A 17,623-nucleotide genomic window follows, 5' to 3' on the forward strand; every position below is an offset into this window, starting at 1 on the left:
GGGCATGGATAATCGCTCATTCATCATCAGCCTAGACCTGACTGAACTGTTGTGCGTAAAATCGGGCATAGCGATCGCCCTTGTGCAGCAATTCTTCATGGGTTCCCGATTCCATAATCTGCCCCTGTTCCACAACCAGAATTCGATCAGCGCGGCGCACCGTGGCGAGGCGGTGGGCGATGATGAAAACAGTCCGGTCTTGCATGATCCGTTCTAGGGCTTCCTGCACCAAGGCTTCTGATTCCGAATCCAGGGCAGAGGTTGCTTCATCCAGGATGAGGATTCGAGGATTTAGCAAAACAGCACGCGCGATCGCAATTCTCTGCTTCTGCCCCCCCGATAAATTTACCCCTCTCTCCCCCACCCAGGTATGATAACCCTGGGTAAATTGGGTAATGAACTGGTGGGCGTTGGCAATCTCTGCCGCCACCTGCACGTCCTTGAGGTCAAACTGCGCTTGTCCAAAAGCAATATTTTGAGCAATCGTCCCAGAAAATAGAATCGTTTCCTGCGGTACAATCCCAATTTGCCGCCGCAGACTTCGCAGCGTCACATCCTGAATATTAATCCCGTCAATCAAAATTTCACCCGCTTGGGTGTCATAAAAGCGGGGAAGAAGATTCACCAAAGTCGTTTTACCCGCACCCGACACACCCACCAAGGCAATCATCTCTCCGGAGTGTGCCAGCAAATTCAAATTTTGCAGCACCGGAGTTCCTCCTTGCCCCAACTTAGAAAGAGGTTGCACCCTATCTAAGTCATCCTCTGAGAAGGTAGGACTTGGGGAATTTAGTGCAGGATAGGCAAAGGTAACGTTACAGTATTCCACCTTACCCGTGACTGCCGGAAGGTCAACGGCACCCGGCTTCTCCACTACGGTTGGCTGAATCGCCATCAGTTCAAAAATCCGATCGACCGATGCCTGACCCTGTTTAAATTCGTTGTAATTGCTAGTGAGATGGGCAATCGGGTCAATCAGTAACGCCACTGCTGCGATATAGCTAACAAATTCTGCCCCAGTCAGATTATTAATCGAAATTTGCCAGCCACCGAGGAAAAACAGCAGTAAAACGCTCATCGCGTACAAAAATCCAACCACAGGATTCTGAATCGCCTTTAGCCGTTCAGTTGCATACTTCGCTTTCCGGTTTTCTTCAGCTTCCTGGGCAAAACGGGCAATTTCATAATCTTGGGCGGCGAAAGCTTGTACTAGACGAATTCCGCTAAACACCTCTGTCAGCAACGCCGATAAATTAGAGACGCGATTTTGGCTGCGGCGAGAAAACTTCAGCATCTGTTCGCCAAACCAGCCAATTAAAACGCCCATCAGCGGTGCGACGATAAACGTTGCCAGCGTCAGCTGCCAGTTGAGATAAATCATGTAGCCCAGTACGACGATTAGCTGCAACACGCAGGGAATAAAGTCATGGAAAACTTTATTCACGACTTCCCCAACTCGGTCAATATCTTCGGTGAGACGGTAAGTTAAATCGCCGGTTTGTGCAGTTTCAAAGTAGCCAAAGTTGAGACGATGTAGGTGAGTATAAACTTGCTTGCGTAAGTTAAAGGCAACGAAAAGGGCGGCTTTCGCCATCAGCGAATCCTGTCCATACATCAGGATTTTCTGGACGAGAAAAACGACTGCCAACACTCCTGCTAACTGGGCAAGTGCTGCCATATCGCCTTGTCCAATGAAATTGGCGATTTTGCCTGCAAGTGCCGCCTGGACGGGCCAGAATACTGTAACCCCTAACGTGCAAGCGAAAGCTTGCGCGATGGTTTTCCACTGAGGGCGGATGTATGGCAGTAGATGCCAGTAACTAGAGCGCGTTTTCAAACCTTAACGTCCTGTAATAATCTTCTCCTTTGTCTGACGCTACCAGTTTTCGGTTGTTTCTGAGCGATTATTCTTGGGTGTATTTTAGGGATAGGAAGCGATCGCTTCCCCCGTCCGCAAGGAAAATAAGGGCAATCCCGCTTTCTGTCTGCTAGCGGGGAGGGTTTCATTTCAGCTTGTGTGTATCGACGAGGTAGACGAAGTTGCGATCGCTCGATGTCAGCACCAACAATGTCAGCATTCAGACACATTTTTTTATACTTTTTCGTTGCCAAACATCCTGTTTTGTGCCTTTCCCATCAAGTCAGAAACCACAATCAATACAGTTGCCAAAATTTCAAGAATTGCTAACCCTGAAATCGCTAATACTTTCAGGATTCCAAAAACGAATAACCAAATCAATCCAATAATTTTTGATTCAGTTAATACAATTCTCAAAGCGCGTAAAACTATTCTAGCAATCCTAATTTTTTGACTAAGTTTCAAATCCGCAGGTTGCGGATCTTGTGCTAGCAGATATTTATTGATTTGTCTTACTATCGTATCTACTTCTGCTTCTGTAATTTCTACATTGCAGTATTGGTATAACCAAGTAATTCCACAAATTCGCCCCAATAGAAAATCATGATCTCGATAACGTTTGTCAAAAAAACCACCAAATGCACCCAGGAAATCTGATGCGAGTAGTTCTGCGGCGCTTCCTTCTTGCAGAGAAGCTTTAATATTTTTGGGTAGATTATCGTAGATGGGTTGCAGCCTGCTTATTCCATTACTTCTAGAATTAGCAATTTCGCCGATAATTGCTGGAGTAATTGGACGCAGCTTTATGTGCCGATAAGGGATTGCTTCTTCGATAATTTTCTCAATCTGGCTGATATCTCCAAAATTTTTATCTTCAATTGCTTCTATTAATTTTTCCTTTGCTAAGGCTAATTGATTTCGTTTTTGAATTTCTCTTAAGCGGAGCGAGTCATGTTCTGATTTGGGAAGAGTTAAACCACTCAATCCAACTTCTAATGTCGAAAATTCCCCTTGAGTTAGCCGTTTTGCACTATTCAAATTTTCTACGGGAACTGGACGGATATAAACGTGCAATCGTTCTGTATTAATTGATGGCTGTTGTGCCGTAAATTCCTGCTGAAACTGAGTTGAATGCTCCTTTTTATGTATTTGATTGGAGCGCAAATCATTTTCTAGTTCAATTCCTTTTAAAATAGGTAGACCATCTAGGATGCCTCCATCCGTATACAGAAATACTAAATGTGTATCATCTGCCTTGCTTTCACGTACAGCGCCTAGGCCTTCTTCCTTCAGTTCCTGTTTTTTGGGGGTTTTAAAGTAGTCATCACTGAGGTCTTTAAGATTGATACTACTAATATCAGAATGATCCCAAATGGGTGGAAAAGCAACTGGGAAAGCGCCGGAAGCGCGACCTCCCATTACTGCCTTGCCCCACATCTTATTCATTGTTTCTTGAGGAATCCCTGAATGAAACAGAAATTGACGAGTTTCTGAACTGGTAATCGTTTCAATTTCTTGTTCTAAATGTCCTTGGGCGTCGGTAAGATTAATTTGTTCAAGAAGCCCTTGCAAGTTAGTAAGGGTCATTAAAAGCGCCAGAGGTTTCGTATTTTCTGTGATCTGGGGAGGCTTTATCACAAGTTCGGCTATTTTCTCAATTGCTTCACCAGAAAGAACGCTCAAATTAGTTTTTTCGCGTTTTGCTTCGGGAGTAGATTTAGAGGCTTTAGAATGATGAAAAAGCTTATAAAAACCTTTTCTAAGTGGATTAGAACTCTTTTTATATTTCTCTAGGGTTGCTTCAAAGCTATCAGCAAAACTTTCTATCGTCGCTTGAAATCCATCTTTAAAACTAGACAGCATTACCGAAAAGCTATCGATTTTTTGAATATCGGCTTGTTCAATCCAGGCTTGATACAAAGGGCTTTTATGCTCTTCTTCCGAAAATTTGAGCCGTTGATCGGATTTAAAAGGTGGATCTACCTTTCCTTGAAGTAAGCAGTAGGCGGCGATGACACCAGACATTGCTCCTGCTGAAGATCCAGTAATAATATCAATAATCACTTTCGGTTCAGCCTTGACGGATTCTTTCGTCAATTCATAAAAAACTCCTGCCATATAAGCACCTAATGAAATGCCACCAGAGCAGTTGAGTGTAATCAGTTTGGGAGTTTGTGCAGATTTTGTTTCGCTTTTCATAACAATATACTTGGCGGTGAAAATAACTTGAGATTTAGTTTAATTCAGCAAACTTCTGTTATGAGGTAGTTGGCATAAGAGTGTTGCTTGGGATTCTAGAAAATTGTTTTGCTTGGCAACAGAAGAGATAAAAGCTGGGTTCTGGTTGTACATAGCATTGAGCAAACAGAGTAGTATCGCTAAGCTGGCATTTTGAGCTAGCGTCTTGCTTCTTTGGCGACAAGCATTCCTATAAATAGGCGGATGCTGCTCTAAGTAGCCGTTCGTTTCTCCGACAACCTCACTATTTTATATGAGCAGAGAATAATTAAAACTTTTTCGGGAAAGAATCGCAAGCGTCTCCTCTCCTGTTTGTAACTTGCTGCTGAGGCTACTTCCAGAACTAAGTTAGGATGCTTGAATTAACTGTGTAATTTTGGAAGCTGCGTTGAGTTCTGGATGCTGTTCGTGAAAGTATTACAAATACATCCTCTATCGGGTTACACCTTTTGGTAGAGAACGAAATATCAATATACCAATGGCTGAAGTCATTGTCACATTTGCGTAACCATTTCGTAGCACAAATGCCGGCAGTATCAGTGACTCGAATCTTGGCAAAGGTTTGATGGGTTTTGCTTCTGCTCCACCCATCCTATGAATAATAAAGTTAGTTGGCTGAAGCGCGATCGCTCTCTTGAGCCGAACAATTAAAGGAGTTAGATGAGCGATCGCTACTTTATGAATAATTAAGAAAGATTAATTTTTTTGCTCTATTTCTTATGACGAAATATAAATTTATGAATTAGTCCATAATGGCACTTTAAAAGAAAGACGTTTAAAATAAAAGAAGAATTACCAATAAAATTTTTCCTGCATTCAAGAACCTCTCTCCAATTAGTTTCAGTTTAGCTAGGAATAAAGCTAAAGAAATAAATACTTTATAGCGATTGCTCAGATTGCAATGGCTTCCTCACCAAGGAAAAATAAATTCTAGAACTCAAAATTCGGGCAACAGCTTTAGAGAAAGCCTTGTATCCGCCTGAAAAACTCCTGCCCTCAATCGCCGCCCATCGGTAGCGATCGCTAACGATTTTCTAGTGAATTCCTGGCAAAATACAATACACTCACGAATCAAACATCTTTGCAACAACCGATTTATACAGGCTAAAGCTATGCAGACATTAAACATTCCTATCAATATTCCCCAGCCGCCGACCTTTGCTTCTATCGAAGATGAACGCCTCCATCGCAAACAACGCCTAGCCGCTGCATTTCGCCTGTTTGCTCGCTTCGGATTTAGTGAAGGCATCGCCGGACACATCACTGCCCGCGATCCCGAACACCGCGATCGCTTTTGGGTCAATCCCTTCGGGATGCACTTCAGTCTCATCCGAGTCAGCGATCTGCTTCTAGTCAACGAGCAAGGTGAGGTCGTTGAGGGAAATAAGCCTGTCAATCAAGCAGCCTTTGCCATCCACTCCCGCATCCACGCCGCCCGTCCCGACGTTGTAGCAGCCGCACACTCCCATTCAACCTACGGTAAAAGCTGGTCAAGCCTGGGTCGCCTCCTCGACCCTCTCACGCAAGATGCCTGTAGCTTCTACGAAGACCACGGGCTGTTTGATGACTACACGGGTGTCGTTCTCAAACTAGAGGAGGGTAAGCGGATAGCGGAAGCTTTAGGCAACAAAAAAGCCCTCATCCTCCGCAACCACGGGCTGCTCACAGTGGGGCACTCAGTCGATGAAGCTGCTTGGTGGTTTATCACAATGGATCGCTCCTGTCAGGCACAGCTGATGGCAGAGGCGGCTGGGAAGCCTGTCCTGATTGACTCGGATATGGCTCGTTTGACGTATCGCCAAGTGGGGTCGCACCACATGGGATGGTTTAGTTTTCAACCACTCTACGACATGATTGTGCGTCAACAACCGGAGCTGCTGGAGTAAGTGTTTTTAAAAGTGTGGAGTGAGGAAGCTTCTAACAAAGGCTGGATTTACAAACCAGCATCTACCGATTGGATTTAAAGAAAAATGAGGGTAGATAAATGACGAAATTAGAGCTACCTAAAGGAAACGACAAAACTTTGAATTCCGACCTAGACTCACCTTTTTCCCAAAAAGATGGCTTATTGGAGTTCAAGGCAGAATTGACCACTCCTGAGTTTTTCAAACGCTGGTCATTTGTCACCAATGTGTATGGTGAACGAGTGCAAGTGGATCACTTTGTCCTGACTTTTCCTGATTTTACACGTCTCAAAAATTACGCTGAAGCTTTGTGTCAATTGGGTGGTCAGATTGTTGAAGGGCCAGGACTCTTTCCCATCGAATTTTGTCCTGAAACTTATGTAATTACCAATGATTTATGGTTGCATTTGTTGACAATATTGATGCCATCAGGGGGGTTGGTAGTTCTGGCTGCGCCCCACGCACCAGACGATCAACTTGACCGATTCCTACATGAGCGAGGAAACAGTGGCGTCCATCATATTGCGATTCGCGTAGACGATGTGCAGAGTGCCGGTTTAGTTTGGCAGAAAAAAGGGTTTCATCCCTTGTCTCGTGAGCCGCTGAATGGTGATTCTTTATGCCAATGGTTTTGGCAAAATTCAGCAGGGCAAATTATCGAACTGATTGGTCGCAGTCCTGAAAATCACGCAACTTTTTACTGCCAAAATATAGGGGGTCTTCGGCTCTCGGAAGTGGCAGGGGTTAATGCAAAATGAGTGTTGATTTAAGTAGCTGGTTACCGGGGATTGATCTAGAGGCGTTTTAGAATTGATGATAATGCGATCGCTATCTGTTCTGGGATGAAATCAGAGAAAAGCGATCGCTCATTTGCTTCTTGATGCCTAAGTATTAAAATAACAGCGACCTAAGCCCATAATTCCCCTATCCAATCATCCCCTTGTTCCCAATCCCGACAAGGTTCTTCTTTGGGGCCAGAAGGATGAACCGCACAGACAATTTCGCACTGTCCGTAGTAAAAACGGCATCTTCGACAGGTCTGGAGCGCTTCTATATGAACGGTTTCAATGACTCCACCCTCAGACGGAATCGTGTCTCGAAGCTCTTGCTGACAGGAAAAGGTTGGTAGCCACACGCCTATCGAGAGTTGGTCGTTGATTCCCTCCGGTTCGCCGAAAAAGTGGTCGTTGATAGCACCCGGTATGCATTGGCAACCCGTGATTCTGCCTCCGACTTTACTGACAGCTTGACGAATAACTTTAAGAGTACATTTAGCTTCAACCGTAAAATAGCCACATATATCAATCCGTTGCGTTCCCGCCGTGGCTACGAGAGTCAGATTGGTGCGAACAAATCCTGCTTGAATAACCAGCAATCTCAAGTGATTGTCGAGTTCTTGAAAAACTGGCTCAACCTCCGACATAATTTTGCCTGTTATTTCTTCAGTTAGACTAAGCGCTCTTTGTAACTGCTGCCAAAGTGCCTGTAGCGTCTTCAAAAGCCGCAACAAGAATGAATCTAGCTTTTGGTCAACTTGAATTGGATACTCTTTTATAACCTGAAATCCCTTTTCTAAATGGTGGGCAGTTTCTTGAATACTTGTGAGTCCTAACATCGCTGCTCCGCTTTTAATCGAATGAGCAGCACAAAAAAGCTGGTTTATTTCTTCTGCGTCTTTAATCGTGCTTGTTTCGGACAGCAATCCTTGCTCAATTGTCTGGATATATTCTTTCGTTCCTTCAATAAATAAGTGATTGAGATGATTATTAAGTTCTTCAAAAACTGGCTCAACTTTCGACATCATCTTGTGAGTCAGCTCATCATTCAACCCACAAGACCAAGAAAGCTCCTGCATCAGAGCTTTTAGGGTATCCAAAACCCGTTGTAAGAGTGACTCTAGCTTTTGATCGATCCTAACGGGACAAGCATTGAAGACCTGGAAACATCTTTCTAGGCGGTAAGCCGTTTTCTGAATGCTGAGGAATCCCAGCATTGCTGCACCACCTTTGATACAATGAGCAGCTCGAAAAACCTGATTAATCTTTTCTGGGTCTTCGATAGTGCCTTGTAGATCCAGGAGACCTTGCTCAAGTGTATTGAGGTGGTCAATTGCCTCTTCAATAAAGTAGCCAATAATTCGCTGATGTTGTCCCGACATCATTCTCTTTTCTCCTTGTTTTCGCGTAGGGTATTTTCTACCGCAACGCGCTAGGCTTCGCTCAAGGGAAAACTCCGCAGGGGTCGCGTAGCGTATGCGCTCTGTTTACCGATCTCTCCGGTTCTAACACAGCTTGAGACTGATTGAAGTGTTTTCAATAATTGTTGTCAGCGATCGCTCCACTCAATTGCGATCGCTTCCCTGTTTCTAAAGTTTTAATATAAAGTTTTAAAAATGCCAGATCCAGTTATAAGCTAAAAACGTTCGCGATTGCACAGCGCTAATACGGCAATTTTGGAGCAAAAGTGCGAAAAGTGCGAAAACTTTGTGAAAAATGCTCCAATATAACTCCTTTCTTGCTTATACCCTTTCGCTCTATTTCTGCAAGAGTTCGGTCTGGCACCCCTTTGTTGATTGCTTTAAGAAATTCAGATATTTAGCATCGAAAAAGTGAATTGGTATTAGGGAGTTTTTAACATTTTTATAAAAAAAATTCCGCGTGCAACAAAATCCCTTGAGCAAGTAGGGTTAAGGGTAGTTATTGAGTAAATTTGGCTCAAACCAATTAAATTTTTTCGGAAAGTACCCTAGTTCTTGAATATTTTTTTATAGAAATCCTATTTAAGTTATAAACGGATATTTGCTTGTAGAGACGCGATATATCGCGTCTCTACAGAGATTCACAAATCATTGAGGATGGCTACACCTATAAAATGACTTAGCCATTCTGGGAATCAATGATTCTTTGTAAATAACCAAGCTTTTCCTCTTCACGCTTACTTGTTGCCTTTGTTTTTTTGCTTTTTCCTAACTAACCAGACAACAAAAGCGACAATAAGAATCACAAACACAATTTTAGAAACAGGCCCAAGATGCTCATCTACAAGCTCATAGTTTTCGCCTAGTGCGTATCCGGCATAAGTCAGCAAACCCACCCATAATGTAGTGCCAAGGGTTGAGTAGATTAAAAAAGGCAATAAAGGCATCCCGCTGATGCCTGCTGGAAGCGAAATTAAAGTGCGAACTCCAGGAACCAAACGGCAGAAAAACACTGCTTTACCGCCGTGCTTATCAAACCAATTATCTGCCTTGTCAATATCCTTGCTGGATAACCCGATCCACCTGCCATACTTATTCGCTAATCGCTTTAAGTTTTCTTCGCCTACGAGTTTACCCACGTAGTACCACGGCAATGCACCCAGCATCGTGCCGATTACCCCTGCTGCGATCGCTCCAAAAAAGTGGATCTTGCTATTTGGTTGCGTTGAGACATACCCTGCTAAGGGCATAATCAGTTCTGAAGGGATGGGGGGAAAAAGATTTTCCAAAAACATCAGTAGACCAATTCCCAAGTGACCGAGGGAATTCATGGTGTTCGTTATCCATTCCTGCATAAGTCAGTGTTGGGTATTAGGGGGCAGTTATTCTAATTGAAAATTCCAATACTTCTCGAGATCGCATTGTCTTAACGTCACAATTAAACTGTTAAGTTTAGTGAACAAGTTAAGTTTGCTTAACTTTATCAGGTTTTCGAGAATCTGAAAATTGATTTATCTAAATCTTCATCGTAAATTTGCAATATCCAATTTTTGCGGTGAAAGTTTTATTGGCAATTTGAAGTAGCAATCATTTTTTAATTACCCTTTTTTACTAAAGACAGGTTTCAGTTTTTAGCAAGCTCAGCTTGACTGCATTAAAAATCTCGTGAGGTTGAAAAGCTGTTGAGTAACCCTAACGTTTTCTGGGTCAGTTTCTACAACTGAGCTGTTCTTGCAAAATTTTCGGTAATACAAACAAACAATCCGGATAAGTGGCAATCCTGAGTTGTTACTACATGATGACGAAGGGTGGGCATTGCCCACCCTTACCGATTTAGGTTCCAGAAGTCCAAGAATTGATGTACTCAATTTGGTCGGGTGTCAAGCTATCAATTTGAACGCCCATTGCTTGCAACTTCAGCCGTGCAATTTCTTTGTCAACCTCGACTGGAATGGAGTGCAATCCAGGTTCCAGGTTGCCTTTGTTCTTAACGAGGTGTTCGCAAGCTAAAGCTTGGTTGGCAAAGCTCATATCCATCACTGCGCTGGGATGTCCTTCCGCAGCCGCCAAGTTAATTAAACGCCCTTCGCCCAGCACAATAACCGATTTACCATTCTGGAGGCGGTATTCTTGGGTGAAGTTCCGCGCTTCTTTGACTTCAGTCGCTTTGGCACCCAACGACTTGAGGTCAATTTCAATATCAAAGTGACCGGAGTTGCAAACCATTGCCCCGTCTTTCATCACATCGAAATGCTCGGCGCGAATGACGTGCTTGTTGCCAGTGACAGTAATAAACAAATCGCCTACGGGGGCGGCTTCTGCCATTGGCAGCACTCGGAAGCCATCCATCACCGCTTCAATTGCTTTAGTGGGGTCAATTTCGGTGACAATCACATTGGCACCCATTCCCCGCGCCCGGAGTGCCGTGCCTTTGCCGCACCAGCCATAACCGGCGACAACAATCGTTTTACCAGCGAGCAGAACGTTGGTGGCGCGAATAATCCCATCCAGAGTAGATTGCCCGGTACCGTAGCGGTTATCGAAGAAGTGCTTGGTGTCAGCGTCGTTAACATTGATAGCGGGGAAAGTGAGAACGCCATCTTTGAACATGGCACGAAGACGGACAATGCCCGTTGTGGTTTCTTCGGTGGTGCCAATCAAATCTGCAATTTGGTGTTGACGTTCCTGAATCAGAGTTGCGACCACATCACTACCATCGTCGATGATGATGTTGGGTTTGTGATCCAAGGCGATTCGCACATGGCGACTGTAGGTATCAGCGTCTTCGCCTTTGATGGCAAATACGGGGATGCCATGATCGGCAACCAGGCTAGCAGCCACGTCATCTTGAGTGGAGAGGGGGTTGCTGGCAATGAGGAGGGCATCAGCACCAGCGGCTTTGAGAGCGATCGCCAAGTGCGCGGTTTCAGTTGTGACGTGGCAGCAGGCGACTAACCGAATCCCAGCGAGGGGTTTTTCTTGGGCAAAGCGATCGCGTATTTGTCTCAACACGGGCATCTCTCTACCTGCCCATTCAATCCGTTGCTTACCTAGAGGTGCGAGGGAGAGGTCTTTGACTTCGTGCTTGGGCTGAGTAACAGTTGCAGTCATGAAATTGCTTGCTCAACAAATATTTAAGTTGCGGGTTTTTACTAGGTTACTCGACTAGACCGCTAAAAAGGTAGCCTGATTTTTTAGCCCCACCCCACCAGCCACACAAAGGTTTGAGGCTGGGAGAAATTCAAAATCGAGCTAGAACCCTTACTCTGCCAAGTTGCTGCTTAACTTCTCGCTTTGGTGTGAAGTTACCTGACAAAGGGGTTGTTAGGCTGGGTGGGGATTATTTAAGTAAGCAAATGTACTTAAGTTTACCCAAATACCTGTGTTCAATGCATTTCGGAGGTTTGAAATGCCTTCTCAATCTTCTTGGGCGATCGCTGGAACAATTCTGTTGACTGGTTGGGTAGCATCTCCAATCCAAGCTCAAATTCCACTTCCGCAGAATTTGGAACTGCCCGCACTTAGCCTACCCAGTAGCGATGCACAAAGCCGAATCATGTCTGGTTGCATCCGCTTGGATGGTCGCTGTCTGTTTCAAGTCGCCGCACCCCAGTCGGAATTACCCGCACGTATCCAAGATATTCAGCAGAGATTGGAAACAATTAGTCGCCAATATTTGCAGGAGGATTCCTCAGAACTCCAAATTGAGAGCAAAAAGCAAAATAATTTGCCAGTCATCTATGTCAATGACCAACCCCTGCTGACAGTGACACGACCCGATGCCGACTTACAAGGGGGAGACTTAGATACACGGGCAGAAAAGCTCAAAGAATCCTTGCAAGAAGGACTGAAACGGGCGAAACGGGAGCGACAACCGCAGTTTTTAACTCGTCGAGGTGCGATCGCGGGCGGGTTTTTGGTAGCAATGATTGTGAGTAGCTGCGCGATTCACAGTACTTCCAAGCGATCGCGACAACGGTTAACCGGCACCACCACTACACCTACAGGTCATCCGGTCACAACCCAGCTGGCTCAACAACAACAAGGGAATTTACAAGAAGTTCAGCGCCGCTTGTATCAAATGGCGCAAGCCAGTATTTGGGGCGGGGGAACCCTCATCGGGCTTGGTTTATTTCCCTACACCCGCATCCTACAGGTTTTGATGCTCAACGTTCTCCAAATCCCTTTGCGACTGGGGATCGTGGGACTAGGGACTTATGTTGTCATACGTTTGAGCTACGTCTTGATCGACCGCTTCGCTGGCGCTTTAGCCAACAGCTATTTACTCACGCCCGAAGCCTCCCGCCGTTTGCAACTGCGAGTTTCGACAATTTCCGGTGTCACCAAAAGTATTACCACCCTAGTCTTGTTAGGAGTGGGTAGCTTGGTCGCCCTGACGACATTAGGCGTGGAGATTGCCCCCTTACTTGCCGGTGCTGGCTTGGTTGGCGTTGCGGTGTCTCTTGCCTCCCAAAACCTGATTAAGGACGCGATTAATGGGTTTTTAATCATTGTGGAAGACCAGTATGCGGTTGGCGATGTGATTGCTGTAGGCGACGTAGGCGGTTTGGTAGAAAACATCAATCTGCGGATTACTCAGGTACGCGATGCTGAGGGTCGATTGATTACGATTCCCAACAGTGAAATCAAAATTGTCGCTAATCTTTCCAGCAACTGGTCGCGGGCAGACTTAAATATCCCTGTCGCCTACCATGCCGATGTCGATCAGGCGCTGAAGCTGATTGACACCATTGCCCAAGAAATGAGCCGTGACGTGACATGGCAAGAGCAAATTCTGGAAAAACCCCAAGTCCTAGGAGTCGATAATTTTGGGGAACGGGGCGTCACGATTCGGGTATGGATTAAAACCCAGCCCTTGAAACAATGGGATGTGGCGCGGGAGTTCCGCCGCCGCCTGAAAATCGCCTTTGATGAGGCGGGTGTTCCAATCCCGCTACCCCAACAGGAGATTTGGTTTAACCGTTCTCTGCCTGCAAAATCTCAGATGGATGAACACGAATCTCACTCGCCAATTTAGTACGGATGTACTATAATAGAAAGGTAGGCAAATCCAGTCGAGAAACCGCCTGAACCCCACATGGAGTCAAGTATTCAAGCCATGACCAAGCACTACATTCTCAGCCTGAATCCGACTGCTCAGCATGACTGGGATCGTTGCACTCTCAGAAACCCTATCACTGCTGAACGCCCAGACTTGGCGAGTTTGATTGCCGAAGCGGTGGGAGCGGATGCCGGTTCTTACCTGGTAGCTGTCCATATTGAAGTCCAAGTTTTGGAAAAAGCACCAAATCTGCAACCAGAGCGCGTTCATCTGGATGTGCCAGTGACGCCGAAGCAGCTCAAGGAATTAGTCGCGTAGAGGCGGAATACCCAACTGATTTGGCATTTCAGCAATCGTTGTTGTAAACCCGCCCTCCGGTTTGAAGTCGAAATCCGGCGAGGGTGGGGCTACAAGAACGCAGCCGCCTTTCATGAAGGCTAGTACAAATTTTTTACAGCTTCTCATGTCCGGACGACACTAGGACAAGGCAGTGCCGTTCGCCTACCGACGCTACGGAAGTCCGCTTTCGGTGGACTAGTACAGATTTTTCTACAACAAGTATTCTTCAAGAAGAAGATGCAAATGAAACTGAGTCAATATCCCGCTGCGATCGCTCAAGCTGCTCATACTGTGAATGAAGTGGATGCTCAGCTTGCCGCCGCTCATCTGGTGATTAACCGCATGGAAGGCAATGCTGACAAAACGGTGGCATTTGAGCAAGATTTGAAAAATGACAATCAACGCAAGGCGCGTCGCTTTGAATTACTGATGGTGAATTTGGAGTATCAGCAGGCGCTGAATACGATGATGCGCTTAAGTGCTGAAAAAGCCAATGCGGTGGCTCACCTGGAGTATCTCCGCAACCAGTTTAGCGTTGCCAAGCTGGAAACACGTCTTGCGATCGCTCGACAGCTTGCCGGTTCCGAAGCCTTGGAACTGGTAGGCGTCTAAGCGATAAAAGCTTCACCGATTACCAGAAGATGGGATAAGTCGGTGTTTCTACAAACAAGTGGGGGTGGGCAGTGCCCGCCCTTTTTTTTTCGCACAATGGCAATGCTTTGGCACAATAGTTGTAATTGCCAATCTGAGTTCCAGATTGGCTACTTTTAACAACAATCTCATGACTATCGTTACATCAGCAGAAATTGAAAATTTTCGCTCCGAATTGGCAGATTATCCAGACGCTCTAGCAGCTTTGGATGTAATCGAGGATTGTGAAGGAGATTTAGAAGATGCGGCGATGGTGCTAGCCATTCGAGTAGGACAGCAACCAGAGATAGCGAACGCTGAATGGTTGCCTATTGTAAGTAAAAAATGCCGCGCTGTTATCTGCCAAGAAGAATTTCGCGACGAGCTGGTTAATGGAAAGTTTGCCCGGATGATGGGACATTTGGCAGCCACAAAACTTTGCCCAAGCCCTTTAGTAACGCCCGTTTTGATGTATGTGGCTCAGCAGGGTGTGGAAAATTTTTGCCAACCTTTAGATCCAGTATCCTAGCCACACAAGCCTGTTTTTCAATACAAAAAACGCAGAGGTTAATAACGCAAAGGTACGCAGAATCAGGATTCCCTTCGCGTACCTTGGTGCTATTCTTGGCGTTTCAATCAGAATCTAGCAATGCTGTTTAGGGTTGTGGGGAATCAGGAAACTGTCGCGATCGCACTTCGCTACCGTAATTCTGCACTGCTTGGGTAATTGTTTCTCGCAAATTGGCGTAAGATTTGGCAAAGGGCGGCTGGCGTTCGGAGAGTCCCAGCAAATCGGCGGTAACGAGTACCTGTCCATCGCAATGCACCCCAGCCCCAATTCCTATCGTCGGAATCGATAATTTTTGCGTAATCTGCAATCCCAAATCGGATGGGATATGCTCCAAAAGCATCGCAAAAGCACCTGCTTGTTCCAACGCGATCGCTTCTTGTAAAATTTTCTCTGCCGTTTCTGGTGTTTTCCCCTGCTGTCGGTAGCCTAGCTGATGTACCGATTGGGGAGTCAGACCCACATGACCCATCACCGGAATGCCTGCTTGCACGACTCTGGCAATTGTTTCCACCATTGCCGGATATCCTCCCTCCATTTTCACCGCCTGAGCGCCAGTTTCTTTTAATACTCTCCCAGCTGAGTGAATCGCTTGCTGAGGACTTTCTTGATAACTCAAGAATGGTAAATCGCACACGACTAACGCCTGTTTGACACCGCGACGCACGGAGGAGGCATGGTGTAGGATTTCATCTAGCGTCACCGGCAGGGTTGTCTGATAACCGAGTGCCACCATCCCTAGGGAATCCCCCACCAGAATCACATCCACTCCAGCGGCGTCTATAAGTTGCGCGATCGCATAATCCCAAGCCGTTAACACGACAATGGGACGCCCCTGTTGTTTCCACTGGATTAATTGCTGGGTGGTGACTGCCATTTTTTAGATGCGATTTTGAGAAGGTTGTTAATCATTGGTAGGGATAGGCTAGCGCCCACCCTACTTGTAAAAATTAACAACTATTTCAGCGCTCCGGTTTCATCGTTTGCACAAATCTTAGAAAATCCTCAGTTTCCCAGCCGTCTTCAATCTCTAGGGTCTGGATGTTAAAAACTCCTACAGAACCGTCAGTCAGTTCGACTTCCATCGGCACGGTTCCACCAAGACCATAGGTGTTCACTACCTGTTCTACCAGAGTACAAGGCATATTGAACGTACCCATATCGATTCTGCCATTGTTGGCTCGGTAGTCCCAAACGACAACCTTTTCAATTCCAGCAGAGTAGGGTTGCTGACAGTAGAATCGATGACTCAAGGCAATCATCCGCGCCATGTGGACATCGTAGCGGCGCATCTCACCCCCGAAAGCAGAAACAGTCGTGTTTCGATCGGGGACTTCAAAGTAACCCAGTCGCACGTTAGCACTGGCATCAAGGGTATTTTCTAATCGGATGGTATTGATCCGGATGTCTGCTGGACTAGCAGCTTGAGCGATCGCAGAGAAAGCTGTGGCAGCGATCGCTGCACTTACAACGGTTTTGGCAAATTTTTTCAGCATGGAAGCGTCAATCTGTTAATGACTCAAACAACCTGTAACAGACTTCAACTTCCCGCTGACTTATTCCGTCAAACTAGAGGTTGACAAATTGTTTACTCTTCTCCCCGAACGAAAGCTAAGTGTGGGGTCACGCGCCCCGTCGTCAAGCTAATCCAAGCGAGTCCTTCACTGGTTCCCACCCACAACTTATCGGCGACATCTGTTGATAAAGAAAGTATCCGACTGGAGGGGAGGTCGCCAACTCGATCCAGAACCGCACCCGTATCCGGATTCAATCTCAATAAACCATTATCTGTCCCCACCCAAACGCTCCGATCTTGGGCAAAGCGCACGGCGGTAACGTTGCGTCCCCTGAGTGGCGTCACCGACCGCAGCACATCCCCGGTTTTCGGGTCAATGACTAGCAAACTGCTGGGCGTTCCTGCCCAAATCCGTCCCTGTGAATCTAGGGTGAGAGCTTGCACTGTGGTGCCGGGAATATCCCTCAGCCGCTTCATCACAAAGGCATTGGCGGTATTAATTCGCACTAATCCTTCTAGGGTTCCAACCCATAACTGACCTTCGCGGTCGAGGGTGAGGGCATTCGCTGACACGCCGGGAAGCTTTTGCACCGTTGTCATTAACAATCCCTGGTCGGGACTGATCATGGCAAGACCGCGATCGCTTCCTACCCACAGATAACCCCGTTGGTCAGTCAATAGCGACAACACCCGGTTAGACGGTAAGGTGAAATTTTGCGCCGTCACTTCATTGCTACGGGGATCTACACGCAGCAGTCCTTCGTAAGTTCCCACCCAAACTCGTCCCACTCGGTCTTGCGCTAACGCGCCGATGGTGTAGTTTGGTAGAGCAATTCGAGCCAAAACATTGCCTGTCCTCGGATTTATCCGCGCTAAACTCTGCCAGGAACCAACCCAGAGACTGCCGGTATAACCCGGTTGCAATGCAGTGACGCGAAAATCTGCGGGTAGGGGGGTGGCTTCTTGCCGTCGGCGTTCGGGGGGCAAGGGACGACCTCCAGGCGGCGGCGATGAGGGTGGATAGGTGAGTAGGTCATCTCCCCGGTCTACCTCCGTAGATTGTTGAGCTAGTACGCCACTACCACGGGTCTGTGAATCTGATTGGATGATTCCCCATACTGGTAGGCTTAAAGAAAGCAGCGTAGCACTAATAAACAAACCGATACGCTCACTCAAGAATGCCATCGCTAATCTCCTTAGAAGAGGCTTTGCTAACGTGCCTCTCTTCATTTAGCTGAAATATAAGTTCCTACTACATTTAAGCCTGTGTTAGCGACAGATTGAAAAATTAGAACGAAGTCGCGATCGCAG

15 protein-coding genes are annotated in these 17,623 nt (G+C 46.2%); 6 read left to right on the forward strand and 9 right to left on the reverse strand.

Annotated elements, in window-relative coordinates:
• Window positions 1–31: 31 nt before the first annotated feature.
• From NDI33_RS04185 to NDI33_RS04195, 3 genes are read right to left on the reverse strand one after another with little or no spacing between them, the layout of a single operon-like run.
• A complete protein-coding gene (locus NDI33_RS04185) occupies window positions 32–1,837 on the reverse strand; it encodes an ABC transporter ATP-binding protein (protein WP_190674563.1) in 1,806 nt (601 codons plus the stop codon).
• On the reverse strand, window positions 1,834–2,112 hold the full coding sequence (locus tag NDI33_RS04190; RefSeq protein WP_190674565.1) for a hypothetical protein: 279 nt from the start codon (window positions 2,110–2,112) through the stop codon (window positions 1,834–1,836). Before NDI33_RS04190 ends, NDI33_RS04185 begins: the two co-directional genes overlap by 4 nt.
• Window positions 2,093–4,057: a patatin-like phospholipase family protein gene (locus NDI33_RS04195; RefSeq protein WP_190674567.1), complete on the reverse strand. Its 1,965-nt coding sequence runs from the start codon at window positions 4,055–4,057 to the stop codon at window positions 2,093–2,095. The genes NDI33_RS04190 and NDI33_RS04195 overlap by 20 nt, the downstream gene beginning before the upstream one ends.
• Window positions 4,058–5,208: 1,151 nt before the next feature.
• Between NDI33_RS04195 and NDI33_RS04200 the strand changes: the two genes are divergently transcribed.
• Entirely contained in the window at window positions 5,209–5,982 is a 774-nt protein-coding gene (locus NDI33_RS04200; protein WP_190674571.1) for a class II aldolase/adducin family protein, read from the forward strand.
• A 98-nt stretch (window positions 5,983–6,080) separates the two neighbouring features.
• Window positions 6,081–6,758, forward strand: a complete 678-nt coding sequence (locus NDI33_RS04205; RefSeq protein ID WP_190674573.1) for a VOC family protein — start codon at window positions 6,081–6,083, stop codon at window positions 6,756–6,758.
• Window positions 6,759–6,907: 149 nt separating this feature from the next.
• Here NDI33_RS04205 and NDI33_RS04210 read toward each other — a convergent pair whose 3' ends face one another.
• The 3 genes from NDI33_RS04210 to ahcY all read right to left on the reverse strand — a co-directional run bounded on the left by NDI33_RS04210 (window position 6,908) and on the right by ahcY (window position 11,308).
• The gene (locus tag NDI33_RS04210) at window positions 6,908–8,161 is read right to left on the reverse strand and encodes an Hpt domain-containing protein (protein WP_190674576.1); all 1,254 of its coding nucleotides are present in this window, start codon (window positions 8,159–8,161) and stop codon (window positions 6,908–6,910) included.
• A gap of 773 nt (window positions 8,162–8,934) precedes the next feature.
• Window positions 8,935–9,552 (reverse strand): DedA family protein, encoded by a 618-nt coding sequence (locus tag NDI33_RS04215; protein WP_190674580.1) that lies wholly within the window; start codon window positions 9,550–9,552, stop codon window positions 8,935–8,937.
• A 478-nt stretch (window positions 9,553–10,030) separates the two neighbouring features.
• Window positions 10,031–11,308, reverse strand: a complete 1,278-nt coding sequence (gene ahcY, locus NDI33_RS04220; RefSeq protein WP_190411155.1) for an adenosylhomocysteinase — start codon at window positions 11,306–11,308, stop codon at window positions 10,031–10,033.
• Between the two features lie 298 nt (window positions 11,309–11,606).
• Here ahcY and NDI33_RS04225 point away from each other — a divergent pair, with 298 nt between their 5' ends.
• From NDI33_RS04225 to NDI33_RS04240, 4 genes are all read left to right on the forward strand, one after another.
• Entirely contained in the window at window positions 11,607–13,235 is a 1,629-nt protein-coding gene (locus NDI33_RS04225) for a mechanosensitive ion channel family protein (RefSeq protein ID WP_190536398.1), read from the forward strand.
• A gap of 81 nt (window positions 13,236–13,316) precedes the next feature.
• On the forward strand, window positions 13,317–13,577 hold the full coding sequence (locus NDI33_RS04230; protein ID WP_190524572.1) for a hypothetical protein: 261 nt from the start codon (window positions 13,317–13,319) through the stop codon (window positions 13,575–13,577).
• A 264-nt stretch (window positions 13,578–13,841) separates the two neighbouring features.
• The gene (locus NDI33_RS04235; RefSeq protein ID WP_190411157.1) at window positions 13,842–14,210 is read left to right on the forward strand and encodes a hypothetical protein; all 369 of its coding nucleotides are present in this window, start codon (window positions 13,842–13,844) and stop codon (window positions 14,208–14,210) included.
• A 169-nt stretch (window positions 14,211–14,379) separates the two neighbouring features.
• Entirely contained in the window at window positions 14,380–14,757 is a 378-nt protein-coding gene (locus NDI33_RS04240) for a hypothetical protein (protein WP_190674583.1), read from the forward strand.
• 127 nt (window positions 14,758–14,884) lie between these two features.
• Here NDI33_RS04240 and panB read toward each other — a convergent pair whose 3' ends face one another.
• The 3 genes from panB to NDI33_RS04255 form a co-directional block, all read right to left on the reverse strand.
• A complete protein-coding gene (gene panB, locus NDI33_RS04245) occupies window positions 14,885–15,673 on the reverse strand; it encodes a 3-methyl-2-oxobutanoate hydroxymethyltransferase (RefSeq protein ID WP_190536396.1) in 789 nt (262 codons plus the stop codon).
• Window positions 15,674–15,758: 85 nt separating this feature from the next.
• On the reverse strand, window positions 15,759–16,292 hold the full coding sequence (locus NDI33_RS04250) for a hypothetical protein (RefSeq protein ID WP_190674586.1): 534 nt from the start codon (window positions 16,290–16,292) through the stop codon (window positions 15,759–15,761).
• Between the two features lie 92 nt (window positions 16,293–16,384).
• Window positions 16,385–17,497 (reverse strand): two-component regulator propeller domain-containing protein, encoded by a 1,113-nt coding sequence (locus tag NDI33_RS04255; RefSeq protein WP_190674589.1) that lies wholly within the window; start codon window positions 17,495–17,497, stop codon window positions 16,385–16,387.
• Window positions 17,498–17,623 lie beyond the last annotated feature (126 nt).

It is taken from the genome of Trichocoleus sp. DQ-A1 (assembly GCF_039961955.1).
In the GTDB taxonomy this organism is placed as follows: domain Bacteria; phylum Cyanobacteriota; class Cyanobacteriia; order Cyanobacteriales; family FACHB-T130; genus FACHB-T130.